This window comes from Streptomyces sp. NPDC003379, from assembly GCF_053589195.1.
The window spans coordinates 1-13,561 of sequence record NZ_JBSFRK010000042.1 but is presented as its reverse complement, the minus strand read 5'-3'; the positions used below and the strand labels follow the sequence as shown (position 1 = coordinate 13,561).

At 66.5% G+C, this 13,561-nt stretch carries 10 protein-coding genes; 6 read left to right on the top strand and 4 right to left on the bottom strand.

The genetic code is table 11. The annotated features are described in order from the left end of the window. Positions 1-18: 18 nt before the first annotated feature. The 5 genes from ACWDVB_RS31525 (at position 19) to ACWDVB_RS31505 (ending at position 9,135) form a co-directional block, all read left to right on the top strand. On the top strand, positions 19-849 hold the full coding sequence (locus tag ACWDVB_RS31525; protein WP_451518153.1) for a hypothetical protein: 831 nt from the start codon (positions 19-21) through the stop codon (positions 847-849). A 417-nt stretch (positions 850-1,266) separates the two neighbouring features. Then, positions 1,267-2,691 carry a hypothetical protein gene (locus ACWDVB_RS31520; RefSeq protein WP_451518152.1) on the top strand — a complete coding sequence of 475 codons (1,425 nt, stop codon included), beginning with the start codon at positions 1,267-1,269 and terminating at the stop codon, positions 2,689-2,691. Beyond that, a complete protein-coding gene (locus ACWDVB_RS31515; protein ID WP_451518151.1) occupies positions 2,688-3,506 on the top strand; it encodes a hypothetical protein in 819 nt (272 codons plus the stop codon). The genes ACWDVB_RS31520 and ACWDVB_RS31515 overlap by 4 nt, the downstream gene beginning before the upstream one ends. A gap of 23 nt (positions 3,507-3,529) precedes the next feature. After that, a complete protein-coding gene (locus tag ACWDVB_RS31510; protein WP_451612010.1) occupies positions 3,530-7,990 on the top strand; it encodes a hypothetical protein in 4,461 nt (1,486 codons plus the stop codon). Next, entirely contained in the window at positions 7,987-9,135 is a 1,149-nt protein-coding gene (locus tag ACWDVB_RS31505) for a Wadjet anti-phage system protein JetD domain-containing protein (RefSeq protein WP_451518149.1), read from the top strand. Before ACWDVB_RS31510 ends, ACWDVB_RS31505 begins: the two co-directional genes overlap by 4 nt. A 320-nt stretch (positions 9,136-9,455) precedes the next feature. Here ACWDVB_RS31505 and ACWDVB_RS31500 read toward each other — a convergent pair whose 3' ends face one another. Together ACWDVB_RS31500 and ACWDVB_RS31495 are read right to left on the bottom strand one after the other, a co-directional pair. Beyond that, entirely contained in the window at positions 9,456-10,925 is a 1,470-nt protein-coding gene (locus ACWDVB_RS31500; RefSeq protein ID WP_451518148.1) for a UvrD-helicase domain-containing protein, read from the bottom strand. Positions 10,926-11,156: 231 nt separating this feature from the next. Next, a complete protein-coding gene (locus ACWDVB_RS31495) occupies positions 11,157-11,420 on the bottom strand; it encodes a helix-turn-helix transcriptional regulator (protein WP_362722826.1) in 264 nt (87 codons plus the stop codon). Positions 11,421-12,268: 848 nt separating this feature from the next. On the opposite strand from ACWDVB_RS31495, the gene ACWDVB_RS31490 reads away from it, so the two are divergent. Continuing rightward, positions 12,269-12,691, top strand: a complete 423-nt coding sequence (locus ACWDVB_RS31490; protein WP_451518147.1) for a hypothetical protein — start codon at positions 12,269-12,271, stop codon at positions 12,689-12,691. Between the two features lie 9 nt (positions 12,692-12,700). Here the strand turns inward: ACWDVB_RS31490 and ACWDVB_RS31485 are convergent, their stop codons facing one another. Then, complete coding sequence (locus tag ACWDVB_RS31485) at positions 12,701-13,192, bottom strand: hypothetical protein (RefSeq protein ID WP_451518146.1); 492 nt, start codon at positions 13,190-13,192, stop codon at positions 12,701-12,703. 33 nt (positions 13,193-13,225) lie between these two features. Beyond that, positions 13,226-13,561 (bottom strand): ATP-binding protein (locus tag ACWDVB_RS31480; RefSeq protein WP_451518145.1); only part of this gene is annotated, 336 nt, incomplete at its 5' end.

Genomic DNA, 13,561 nt, shown 5'->3' with positions numbered 1-13,561 from the left:
GGCTGGGACGATGCCGGGGTGAAACTGATTTCGTCGCCCGTGATCGGGTGCGCGGCGGACATCGCGAAGGATGTCTTCTCCAAGGCCGAGCTGGAACTCCTCTTCATGAAGGCCGGCCTGGACGGCTTCATGCCGTCCGACTCGTACGGCAAGGCCGAACTGGTTGTCCGGACGGTTCGAGGCGCACAGCAACAGGCCGCCGACGCCGATCTGGCGGCCCGTAAGGCGCTCTACGAGTTCGTCCGCCTGGTCGCGGAGCGGACGGCGCCCGCCGAGGACGGGGATGTTCCTGCCGGTACCTCGTTCTGGCAGCTACGGGAGGCGCTCAGGTCGGATGGCTTGGACCTCGTCGCGGAGTACGAGACCACCGAGGAGATGTGGGGCAGGTCCAGGTCGCGGTTGCTTGGTGCGCGTCTCCTGCCTCTCGACGAGCCGCGTGCGCCGCTGAGTGACGAGATCACAGCGCTGGAGCACGAATTCGACCGGCTCGGGTTGACCGTCGCCAGGAACTGCTACCGCCAGGCCGTGGACAACCTGGTGGAGCAGCGTTTCGAGGCGGCGAACGGCCAGTTGAGAGCGATGTTCGAGGCTGTCGCCGTGTACGTGGCCACTGCCCACGGATTTACCACCACGATGCAGGGGGCGGGAGGAGCGGCCATTCGGTACCTCGTCGACCAGGGCCTGCTGCCCGACAACGACGGTGGCTCCTTCGTACGCGGTCTGTGGCAGATCACGCACACCAACGGCCCGCATCCGGGCGCCTCGCACGCCGGCGAGGCACGCTTTCGCCTACAGGCTCTGACCGGCGTAGCCCGCTACCTGATCGATCGCTTCACTCCGGCTCAGTAGGCCTTCAGGTCGATCTCCCGTATCGGCTGAATCGACTCCCGCGTAGGACTTGGGCGTTGCGCTGTGGGGACGGGGTGCCGAGGGCCTCGTGCATCGCGCCACTGAGCTCGTGGAACGGCAGATGTCCTCTTGGTCGCCCGTGGCGAGCCGCGTCACCAAGTCCGCCAGTCCCGCCCCAGCTTTCACGTCATCCGTCCAGCCGGAGACCAGGAGGTACCGGACCCACATCGGGACAGCGAGACGGCTCAGTCGGGTGGCGAATCTGAGGGCGGGGGCGACATAGGCTGAGAAAACCCGAGTTCGGAGTAGTCGTACATGGTTAGTGTGTCAACTGTGCGAGACGAGACCTGGGAGCCTGCTGTCACGGTTGACGAAGGACTCAGCCGCAGAGCGAAGGCGTTGGCATGTACCGCCCCGTTGCACGAGCTCGACGCCCGTAAGGGCATGATCGAGTGGGCCGAGGCGAAGACCTATCTGATGGCGGAGATCGCTCTATACACCATCGACCAGGTCGCGATCACCATGGACTTCGACACGGGCGCCAGTCACCAGCACATCGTGGACCGAGTCCAGCGGTTCGTCGCGCGGCAGGCGTCGCAGCGCCCAGCCAAGGAGCACGCGCGGGTCACGGCCTGGGTACTGGAGAGTCTGATCAATGTCGGGGATGTGGATCGCGCGTTCCGCCGCCCGTACGGGGCAGTGGACGCCGACGGCGTCTACCGTGTGCACACGTTCGACTTCAAGCTCATCGAGGAGCGCAGGGACGCCACGGGCAAGCTGTACCTGCGTGCCTCGCACGAGGCTCTGAACGTCCTGGTCGGCGCCCTGGACACCGACGTCGAGTCCGCCCAGGTCGCCGCCGAGGTGAAACTCGACAACCTGATCAGGCGGGGCCAGCTGGCAGACGCCAAGCAGATCGCCGAGCAGGCGCGTATCCGTACGATCCAGTACGGGGAGATGATCCGGGTCCAGCTGGACGCCACCAAGCGCAACGTGCAGGCGGTGGACTGGCAGGAGAAGGTCCCGAAACTGCTCGACGACGCGCTCGCCCACGTCGAGGAACGGGTCAAGGCCGAGCGGGCGATCGCGAAGTACATGGCCGAGGCACGCGACGAGGCGGAGGAGCCCGTGCGCAAGAGTCGGGCGGCGGAACTCGTCGAAATCGTCGAGGACTGCGTACGACGCCACATCAAGCTCCACACCCACCTCATGGGAGCCAGGGACCTGTTCCGGGAGCAGCAGGATCGCCAGCAGTTCGCCGACACTCCCCAGCGCCAGACCCTCGACCTGTACGGCCACCTCCTCACGCCTGCTCTCGACCTGCCGGTCACTGATGTCTCCGGATTAGCCGACCGATACTTCACGGATTCCTCGGGTCCGGTCGTCCGCGATCTTCCGGACCTGGCCACCCTCGTTCCCCTGCTGCTGCGCCCGGCACCGGAGCGCACGCGGTTCGCGGGAGAAGTCCTCGAACCCGACCTGGAGACGTTGGAAGAGCGGAAGCGCTTCACTAACCGCCAGTGGGAACAGGCCAACGCGCTCCTCGACCTGCCGGACGAAGTACGCACGCTGTCCGGTCTTCTAGACGAAGCGGCAGCCCTCGACCCCGAGCTTCCTGAACTCGTAGCACTCCTGGCGTTGCACGCGTACGGTCCGCAAACCGGAACAGCTCTGCGCCGCGGAGATCCCCGGGTCTTGGTGGCCGTGCACGCCGACGCCGGCCTGGACAGCCAAGCCTTCGAGGGAGACGACCTGCTCCTCACCACGGCACGGCTCGTGGACCCGGCCACGGCCGACGGCCCGGAACCGACCACGAAGAACACCGGAGGCGACAACCGATGAGCGGGGTCCTCGGCACCTACAGCGAGCACGACGCGGAGGAGGCGGCACGGCTCGTCGGATACGGCCTTCGCCCCAGGCTGCGTCCGCACCGGGACGCCGACTACGCGGCCCTCGTCCGCCGCTATGACGAGGAACCGGCGTTCGAGCAACTCGTGAGAAGGAGCGCGGCAGGCTTCGGGCTGCGGGTCATCGGAATCACCCAGCGTGCCGGTGCCGTCTTCGGGGCTCTGCCGGGCTCGGTGTTCGAGACCAAACTCGATCACTACGCACGGCAGGCGCGCCAGGCCCATCAGCGAGAGGCAGAGCGGGTGCTGCACGGCATCGCCCACCTGGCCATCGCCGCCTGCTGTTTCCCGCGGCCCGAGGATCTCGCCGACGACGGCTATGTCGGCCAGGCCACGGTTCCGACGGTGGACCAACTGGTACGTCACGCGTGCCAGGAACTATCCGAGCGTGTGGCCGGATCGGAGGAGAACAGCGACCCCATGACCGACGCCCTCGAACTGGAGCGTGCCTGGCGCGTGTACTTGCGCAGACCCGAGGCCGGCTCGACCAGCGACGGCCGCGTCGCCCCGCCGTCCACCGAGGCCATCGTGGGCAAGGCCCTTCGCTACCTGGTCGACCAGGGCATGTTGACCGAGACCGAGGACGACGAGCGCTCGGTCAAGGTCTACCGCACGACCAGCCGCTACCAACTCCAGGTCCGCGAACTGGCAGGCGTCCAGGCGTACGACGAGTTGCTGCGCCTAGGTGCCCCCGCAGGACCGGCTGCCGCAGGCATCGTGCGGGTTTCCGATTCCGGCACGCTGTACTGACGGGCTCGGGCATGGAAAACACGATGAACTACGAGCTCTCCCGAATCCGCCTCTGCTCGGTCGGCCCCGCGGGCGCACGGTTCCAGGATGTGACTCTGGACCTCAGCGGTGCCGGCCGTCCGGTCGCCCAGGAGCAGGCGGATCTGTTCGATTCCGTGACGCAAACACTGCGTCCGTCGCCCGCCAGCGTGCTCTTCCTCGAGAACGGCGGCGGCAAGTCCGTGCTTCTCAAGCTGGTGTTCTCGGTGCTGCTCCCGGGGCGGGGCCTCGTGAAGGGGGCCGACGACCCCCGCCTCCTCGACAACTACGTGATGGCCCAGGACGTCTCACACGTCGCTCTCGAATGGACGCACGCGGTGAACGGCCGGTCCCTTGTCACCGGCAAGGCAATGGCGTGGAAGAACCAGACAGTCTCCAAGGCCGCCGACAACCTCCAGGAGGGGTGGTACTACTTCTACCCCACCGAGACGCTGGCCCTGGACACTCTGCCGATCACCGACGGCGGACGCCGCTATTTGTCCTTCGACTCCTACCGCAATGAACTGCTCGAACTCAGTGACGAGGACCCCCGTCTGGGACTCGACTGGCCGAAGTCCCAAACCGACTGGACGGAGCGTCTGGCGAAGGTCGGCATCGATTCCGAACTCTTCCGCTACCAGCGGGTGATGAACAAGGGCGAGGGTGAGGCGGTACGCGCGTTCGACCTCGACTCGGACGCGAGCTTCGTCGACTTCCTGCTCAAAGCCGTGATCAAGCAGGACAGCCTCACCGAGTTGGCCAAGCTGGTGTCCCAGCACCTGGACAAGCTCGCCCGGAGGCGGAGCCTGTTGCTGGAGCAGGAGTTCGTGGAGCACACAGTCGAACTCCACGGACCGCTAATCGAGACGTCACGCGCGGAGGCCGAAGCACGGAAGCACGTCCAGCAGGCCGAGGAGGGCCTGGTGAAGTTCGCCGGGCAGCTCAAGCGTCGCGTCCAGGACGACGACACCCGCCTGGGGAAACTGGAGCAGGAGGCGACCCGTCTCGCACGGGAACGGGACGACGCCGCGCGCTTGGCCAGGCGGTGGAGCGCGACCGTTGCCGAGCAGCGACTCAGCCTTGCCGCGATGCGTCTGGAGGAGGCCAGGGCTCTTGTCGCGCGGGCGTCCACGGAGCGGGACGATGCCAACGCTCTGACAGCAGGATGGCAGGCGACGGCCGTCGTACTGCGCCACCAGGAGAAGACCGGCGAGGCGACCCGGCTGCGTGAGCTGGTCAACGCAGGCGAGGAACAGACCCGCCCCGCCTTCGAGGCGCGTGAGCAGGCCGCCAGGGCATTTGCCGCCGGGCTCTCGGCCCTCGTCCGCAAAGCCGGAACCCGGGCACGCGATGAGGAGGAGGCGGCGTGTCAACGTGACGAGGCCGAGGCGAAAGTCCGCGGCGAGCGAGAGGAGTCGCTCAAGGCTTCGACCGCAGCGGAGGCCGAGCGGCAGAGCCTCGTCCAGCGTATGGAGGCGGTCCGTGCAGACGCCCAGCAGACCGTGGCCGACGGACTGGCAGCCGACACGGAGGCGCTGCCGCAGGCCGCCCAGGACGCACAGCACGCTCTCGAAGCCGCACGCAAAAAAGTCGACGCGCTGGCAGAGGAGGCGGAAGCGCTCGCCGAAGAACACCTCGAGGTCCAGCGGCTCCTGGACGATGCGAAGGAGAACGAGGGGAAGGCACGTCAGTCTGCCGACCGCCTCCAGGACAGGCTGGAACAGGCCACGGGTCCCAAGACGGCACTGGAATCCGAGCCACGGCTGACCGAGCTCCTCAACGGCGAACGAGTCGACCTCGACCAGGACGCGCACCTCCTGGTCGAGCGTCTTGCCGGAGCGATCGCCGAAGCCGAACGGGAACACGTTGCGCTGCGGATCGAGGACGCCCGCGACGAGCAAGCCCGGCTGGCCCTGGCCGATGGGCGGCTGCTGCCTCCGCCGGCCGTCGTAACCGAAGCCTGCCGGATCCTGAGGGACCGGCAGATCGACGCCTGGCCGGGCTGGGAACATCTTGCGGACTACCCCCAGCGCAAGCGCGAGGAGTTCATAGCCAGGGCTCCCCATCTCGTCAGCGGCGTCCTGCTGAACTCCGGTGGTGATGTGAGTGAGGCCCGTGACATCCTCGCCGCGCTCACACCCCAGCCCACCGCTTACGTGGCCGTGGGCACCAGCGAGGCACTCGAATCCCTACAGGCCGGGCAACCGGACGGCGTCGCGTTCACGCTCCCCTTCCATCCCGCGCTGTACGACCACGACGCAGCCGAAACCGAACACCGGGCCGTTGAGGAGCGGTGCTCCCAACGGATACAGCGCCTCGCCGAGGTCGTGGCCTCCAAACGCAGGGACGAGGAACTCAGGCACCGGATCACCACATGGCGGGAGAGCTACCCGCCTGGTGCCGTCGCAGCCCTATCCGAAAGGGCTGCTGTGGCCGCCGAGGATCTCGCCACGGCGGAGAAACTCACAGCCGACCGACGACGCGGCGTCACCGACCTGGTCAAGCGGCAGACACAAAACCGGACAGCGCAACGCACGGCCGCGAGCGAGCGGGACCGTCTGAGGGCGGTGAGCGGCAGACTCGACGACATCGCCCAACGACTGGCCCAGATCCCGGGATGGTCAGACCTGGCCCGTGCCGCCGAAGTACGACGAGATCAGCAGAACGAAGCGGCTGACCAAGCCCTGATTGCCGCGGACGAACACCGCCGTCTGGCGAAAGAACACAGGAACACAGCCGGTGAACAACTCCGGATCAAGGAAGACGCGCTCAAGGAACGGGCTGCACTGCCCGGCGCGCAAGGTGTCCCTGACGAGGCGGATGCTCCACACGAGCCCATTGCTCTGCTGCGTAACATCTACAAGACCGCATCCGACAACTACGAGAAAGCCAATGTGCCGGACGAGTTGCGCCGAAGTCTCATCCGGGCGGAGGCGGAGGAAACGGAGGCCAGCGACGAGTACTCCACACTGGACGATGCTCCTCGTGACCAGGCCCACCGACTCCTGCTGACTCCGGAGGCCTCCGACGCGACCACCCGCGCACAAGCCCTACGGCGCGCGGGCCGTAGGCAGAAGGCGGCCGAAGTGGCGGTCGGAAAGGCCCAACTCGCCCAAGGGCAGCAGGAGAACGCCCTGAAAGAGCGGGAGAGCGAATTCCGGGTGTTCGTTTCGGAGAGCGTTGCCCCTATGCCCCTGGAGCGGCAGCCCCGCGACATCACCGCATGTCAGGAAGCGGTCGAGGAAGCCCGGTCGAAGCAGTCGGCCGCCGCGGACGCGGAGGCTTCGGTGACCTCCCTGCACACAGCGGCCGTCCTGGCATGGGAGGCGGCGAAGGACACCGCCAAGGAGTTCACCATCCTGGCGGAAACCCTCGCGGCTCTCACTCCCGAGGAAGCCGCCGACGAGCCGTTCACGGATGACGCCGCTGCGGCACGCCACGAGCACCGCCGGCTCGACCACGCCAGGAACACAGCCCGGGACGATCTGGCCAGACATGAGCGGAACCTACGCAAGGCAATCGAGAAGCTGAAGAAGCACGCGGGCGCCGACAAGTACGACTCCCTGAACATCCCCGTCCGTCGCCAGATCCTGATCCTCCCGCCCGAGGAACTGACCGCCCAGGCACGCGGCTGGAACATCCCCCTCACCTCGCGACTGCGGAGCCTCACCGACGACCTGAACCAGATCAGCAGACACCGGCAAGTGATCATCGATCATCTCAAGGGCGAGGTCGACAAGGCCTTGGCCGTCCTGCGGTCGGCACAGCGCCTGTCCGCGCTACCGCGCTCCCTCGCCGAATGGGCCGGGCAGGAATTCATCCAGTTCAACTTCGACAGGCTCAGCGACGAACTACTCACGGCCCACTTGGGAGAGGTGGTCGACGAGGCTGCCGCTGGCGTCACCAGCGACGGACGCAAGACGCGGCGCGACGGTCTCTCCCTGCTGCTGCGTGGCGTGCACACAGCCGTCCCCAAGGGATTCCGGGTGCACATACTCAAGCCCGACAAGGTCCTGCGAACGGAGCGCGTACGGGTGTGCAAGGTCAAGGAAATCTTCTCCGGCGGCCAGGAACTCACTGCCGCCATCCTCCTGTACTGCACGATGGCGGCCTTGCGAGCCAACACCAAGGGCCGCAGAAGCGACCGCCACGCAGGCGTCCTCTTCCTCGACAACCCCATCGGACGGGCCAACGCCGACTACCTGCTCGACCTGCAACGATCGGTGGCGGAGGCGCTCGGAGTCCAACTCGTCTACACCACAGGACTCTTCGACGAGAACGCACTGGGACAGTTCCCCCTGATCATCCGGCTGCGGAACGACGCCGACCTGAGGGCCGCGCGCAAGTACCTGGTCGTGGACGAACTAATCCGCAACCACCTCGACCGTCTCCCTCCCACGGACGGCACCGGACGTCTGTCCACCGCCAGGGTCTTCACCCGCGACGCGGAAGGTGCCGGAGAATGACGCGGGAGACACCAACTGACGCGACCGCACTGCGCCGACGGGAACGTGAACTCCTCGCGCTCCTGCGACAGTGGGCCAAGGACAACAAGCGCAGAGCCGACACCAAGACGCAGATCCCGCTGGACGCCGTACTGAAGGCCTTCCGGACCATCCGCAACCGCAATCCCGAAGGAGAGTTCGAGCCGGCGGTGCTCGACGGCTGTCTGAAAGTCCTCGAACAGAATGGTCTGATCAAGGCTTTCCAGGACAGGACTCCCGAGACGGTATCCCTGCCGGTCAGTATCTGGCTCCTGCCCGAGGACCGTCCCGTCCGTACCGAAGAACCGATGCCACGCTGGCATCACGAACTGAGCTGGCTCGCCCGAGAATGGCAGCGAGCCACTCCCAAGCAGCGGACCGCCTACACAGCCCTCAACCTGTGGCGCAAGAGTGACCCGGACCTGTTCGCCGTACCGATCCGCGAGCGCGCCCTGGAGATCTTCGGCACCTTCGGCTCCGAGGCAGACTTCCCCATGCCCGAGAAGACCTTCGACGAGCTGAAGTCCGGGCCCCTTTTCTCCGATCCGGACCGGCTCGACGAGGTCATCCGAACCTTCCGGCCGCCCCCACCGCTGCTCACGGAAACCTTCCCCCTGGAGGAAACGGATGGCCGGTACTGGCGGGTCGGCACCGGTGACGTCCTGCTCGTTGTCGAGAACTCGACCACTTGGTGGTCCCTCGTCAAGTGCCTTCCCGAACAGCACCGCCTTGGATATGTCGCGTGGGGACTGGGCGGCACCTTCCGAGCGTCAGTCCGGGCCATCACCGCGGAGCACCGCATCTCGGAGATCCGCTACTTCGGCGACCTGGACCTCAGCGGTGTACGCATCCCGCTGAAGGCCTCCCACACGGCATCGCAGCTCGGTCTGCCCGCCGTGCAGCCCACCGAAAAGCTGTACGAAGTGCTATTCGACCTAGGGCGGCCCCGTAATGCCAAGGAAGCTCCGGCCAATGCGACGGAGGCCACACAACTGGCGAGCTGGCTTCCCGCAAAACACCGCGCGGATACCGTGGGACTTCTCAGGGAAGGCAAACGACTCGCTCAGGAATGGGTCGGATATCGCTACCTGCAACGAAATGCAGATTGGTACGCGGATGTTCGCTGACAGACTGGACCCTGCGGTACCCGGGACCCGCGCGAGATTCTGGCCAGTCTCAATCATGTGACCGAGAGTCTTCGTTGGCGAATCATGGTCTGAGATGTTCCTTCAGGAACGTGTGGAGGTGTCCTGTTGGCGGATCTTGAGAGGGGTAGTCGGCAGATCATGATGGTGGAATTTCACTGCGTCTGAGCATCATTGGGTGGCTTCAAGCCGCGGCGACGCCCATCAGCCCAATTTCCTGTGGTGGTCGCTGTTCTCCAAGATGCGACCTGTCTCATGAGACAGCGTATGGCGCGTCCCGCGACGCCTTCGTAGGTGGCAGTTCAGGCGGGATTGTCGGGGTGTTGGTGGATCCAGGCGAGGCCGGCGGGGTCCAGGTGGTGGCGGGCTCGGGTGACGGCGACGTATGCCAGGCGGGCTTCTGCCTCGTCGACGGGCTGGGGAACGGGATGACCCTGGGAGTCGACCTCGTCGGTGTCGGGCGGCGGCGTGAAGTCGGGTGCGATGCGCACCCGGGCCCATTCCCGGCCTTTGGCTTTGTGGGCGGTGGAAACGGTGACCTCGGCGTCGTCTTCGCGAACGAGTCGGTCGACGGCTTGGAGGATGGCGTCTGGGCCGTGCTCGTCGATGAGGTTGACGAAGGGCTGCAGGTCGCTGCCGGTCGGGTCGTGCTCCGCGTAGTCGCGCAGGGCCATCCAGGTGGGGAAGAGCACGAGCTCGGGATGGTGGGCGCGATGCCCCTGGATGAGGTCGCGGGCGGCCCATGCCAGGGTGCGAAGGGAATCGCCGCCGCCCACCAGCGCCGTTCTGGTGCCGGCCGCGATGAGAGAGAGGATCTCGGTCATCGCGCCGATGTTGGTCCGGCACAGCACTGCATCCGGGCGGCCCGCACGGGATCCGACCGTGGTGGCGATGCCGGGTGTCCCGGTCAGGCGGATGGGGGCGTTGCTGAGGGTGAGCCAGCGGTTGGCCTCGATGGCGAGCGCGGGGCCGAATCGGAAGGACTGGGTGAGCCTCAGATGATGGCCGGTGAACCTTGCCATCACATCGCGTGCGCCGCGCCAGCCGTAGATGGCTTGTGCGGAGTCGCCGACCATGACGATCTGTGCGCGTTCCTGCTGGGCCAGGACGATCTGCTCAAGGACGGGGTTGGTGTCCTGGGCCTCGTCCAGGAGGAGGAAGTCGCCGTGCAGGACAGGCTCGGTCAGCGCCCACATCTTCAGATAATGATCATGCTCGAAACGGAGCATTCCGCCGAAGGGGTCCTGCAGGTCGGCCCAGGCCTTCGCCGCGTACGGCAGGATCAGGTCGGCCAGTTCAGCATGGTCCTCGTCGTCGAGGCCCCGCAGGCGTGGAACGTGATGGTGGGCCAGCTCTGCATCGGCCGACTGGCAGAAGCGGGTCACCGTCCGCAGGGTGGCGTTGGAGAGCGTTGCCGGCATCAGCCCCGCCCTGCCGATATCGGCAGGGGCGTACAGGCCCAGGTCCTGCCCGATCCGCCAGCCGGGGCGCCGAGGGCCGTTGAGGCGGCCGCGGTAGCGGTGACCGAGGGCGGCGTAGGCCAGTGAGTGGGCCGTCTTGCACTGGACCGTCGACGGAAAACGGGCGGCGGCGTCCAGAGCGATGGCGCGATTGAAGGCGAGGTAGCGCCCACGCCGCTGCAGCATCTGCTCCGTGAGAAAGACGAGCGTGGACGTCTTTCCTGTGCCTGCGCCGGCCTGGATGGCGAGATGACTGCCGCTGCGGAACGCCTCGAGGGCGGCGGCCTGTTCGTCGGTCGGGGAAAAGGGCATGGGACAGATCTCTCCGCAGGCTCGAAGGCCCACCCCAGCGGTACGTGGGCGCAGGAAAGGGCCGCACCTTGGGGAAGGTGCCGGAGTGAAAAGTGCCAACTGACGCGCCCGCCACCTAAGCACCCGCCGCCCGGTCCCCTCGATGAGGTGACAGGACGGCGACAAGAATCCGAATCCAGGACGGATGTACGAGCGCGCTGTCCCGTTCGGGTGGCCGTTGGACGGCTCGGCTCAGGTGGCGGACGCTGGCGGTTCGTGTCCCGTGCATAGCGGACCGAGAAGCTCTCCCAGCGGCATGGTGAAGGCGTGGGCGAGGGCATGCCAGGTGGCCAATGTGCCGATCGTGCGGCCCTGTTCGATCTCGATCAGAGTGCGCCGGGACAGGCCGCTGCGGGCGGCGAGCTCGTCGTAGCTCCACCCGTGCTGCGCGCGCAGCTGTGCGAGGGAAAGCCTCAGTGCCGTCGGGTCGGGCTCCGGCGGCGGGAAGATCGTCACCCGTCCATCCGACGGTGCAGACCCCTGCCCTGACAGTGCAGACCTCTGCCCTATTTGTGTCGAAACGGAAGTGACCCCGGAAGGGCAGGGGTCTGCACTACGGTGTGCGCGCCCGAAGTCGACCGGAATGAGGGCCGGCGACTGACCGATCACGGCTTGGAGGGACCGATGTCCGTGGCCCTGTCTTCACGCGCCTGGACCGTCACGATCAGCAGTCCGGCTGGACGGCGTGTGCTGATGTGCAGTGCGTGCACGCAGCCCGTGGCCTTGGCTGTCGCCGGGGTTGTGGAGATTCGCCGGCACCTTGCAGGTCACCTCATGGAGTCCCGACTCCCTGCGCATCTGCGCACCTGCCAATGTCGGGAGAAGGTCTGCCCATGGCACCGGAGGCAGGGGCCCTGCTCGGGGCCGCTTCTCCTGCTGCTCATCCGGGCTGATCGCGGCCGTACTTGGCACCTTGCAGACGCTTGTACGGCCTGTGCCGCCGCCATTCCCCATGCCGCTACTGTCCCGGAACCTCCGCAGAGTGCGGACGGTCTGAACGCGCGGGCGTCCGCGGGTGAAGCATCGGCGGATCTCGTCGCTGACCCCGGCGAGTAGGTGGAAGCCCCGTGAGGCAGATCACCTGGCTGCCCCGCTCGTCCAATGCGCCACCGAGGTGCCGGACCTGACCTCGGCAGGCGACCCAGGTGGCACGGCCGCATTCGCGGGTTGGCCGGAAACGTGATCGGGACAGAATCGGCAGGAGTGTCCGGTCCTGCCGGCTCTCCCATAGCCTTGGCTGTTGATCCCCACGCCGTCGTCGGGAGGTTGCACCCGGCGCGCCGATCCGGAAGGAGCATGTGGGCATGGACGGGGGACGCGTCGCGGCACGAGGGTTTCTCTACCAGTATTTGCGAACACTGGAACAGCTGGTTGCGGCGATCGACGAGCCGCAGGTTGCCGGCGTCCGGGTGGAAGGCCCGCCGCCCGGCGACCAAGCGGTGGACAAGGTTGATTTTGACGTGGTGGACGCGGACGGAACCGTGCGCATGGCGGTTCAGGTCAAGAGCCGGGTCGCAGGCGGTTCCATGAGCGGTGCCCTGGCGCTGGTGGCTTCGAACGAGTCGATTGGCCCCAGAGGAACGAGTGCGCTGGCCCCGATTAGCGATCTTGGGTGCTCGTCGCGAACGAGTCGATTGGCCCCATTGCGGGGTTCTCGTAGTCGTAACGCAGCTTTCGGCGATGCCATGGCTGATGCCGGGTTCGCCCGGGGCAATCTGTCGACATGACGGTGCCCGTCAGGAGCCTTGCGTATCTCGCCTTCGCCACGCATCAGGATTGGCTCCCCGCCAGCGCTGCTGTTGAGCCTCGGTTGAATGACTCACCAACCAACCGTGCAGGGCTTCGATGTCGTGAGCCACTTCGGTTTGTGTCGGAACGAGCATGGAACGGAACGTCGTGTCGTACCACCAGGAGAACGTGTCGCCGAACAGACGTGCTGTGTACTCCTTCTGGAGGGCGCCGAGCTCGATCGCCAGCCAGAGCCGCTGGAAAAAGTAGAGGACCTGGTGGAGGTCGGACACTCCTGAGGCGCCCAACAGCTCCCGCAGTTCCCGGTAGTCCTTGTCCGCATATTGCTCGACCAGTTCGGCCGCGGCGTGCCGTGCGCGCATCATCTCCGCTCCCTGCAGTTCCCGGTGAAGGTCAAAGGTGACGGTCAGCCTGCGCTGCCTATCGGCTGACCGCCGAGTCAGGAGAGCTCCCACGAAGACGCCGACAAAGCTCGCCACGACACCAATGATCGTTTCCATTGAGGACGCGGGTCAGCTCGCTGCGGCGCGTTCGGCCTGGGCTTTGGTGTGGGCGAGTCGGTAGGAGTCGCTGCCGGTTTCGATGATGTTGCCGCCGAAGGTGAGGCGGTCCACTATGGCCGCGCAGAGCCGTGGGTCGGTGAACGTCTTGGTCCACGAAGAGAACGACTCGTTGGAGGCGATGGCCATACTGTTCTTCTCCTCGCGCTCGGTCAGAACCTGGAACAGCAGCTCGGCCCCGCGCCGGTCCAGCTCCATATGTTGGGTCGGGGACGGGACGCCGTGCACCGTTTCCGGTGTCGGTTTTCCCGTCCCCGCCCGCCGAACCGGACGTGCCCGTTGGCCGAG

Coding starts and splice junctions, on each gene's coding strand:
- ACWDVB_RS31515 (WP_451518151.1), top strand. CDS start 2,688: ATGAGCGGGGTCCTCGGCACCTACAGCGAGCACGACGCGGAGGAGGCG.
- ACWDVB_RS31510 (WP_451612010.1), top strand. CDS start 3,530: ATGAACTACGAGCTCTCCCGAATCCGCCTCTGCTCGGTCGGCCCCGCG.
- ACWDVB_RS31505 (WP_451518149.1), top strand. CDS start 7,987: ATGACGCGGGAGACACCAACTGACGCGACCGCACTGCGCCGACGGGAA.
- ACWDVB_RS31500 (WP_451518148.1), bottom strand. CDS start 10,925: ATGCCCTTTTCCCCGACCGACGAACAGGCCGCCGCCCTCGAGGCGTTC.
- ACWDVB_RS31490 (WP_451518147.1), top strand. CDS start 12,269: ATGGACGGGGGACGCGTCGCGGCACGAGGGTTTCTCTACCAGTATTTG.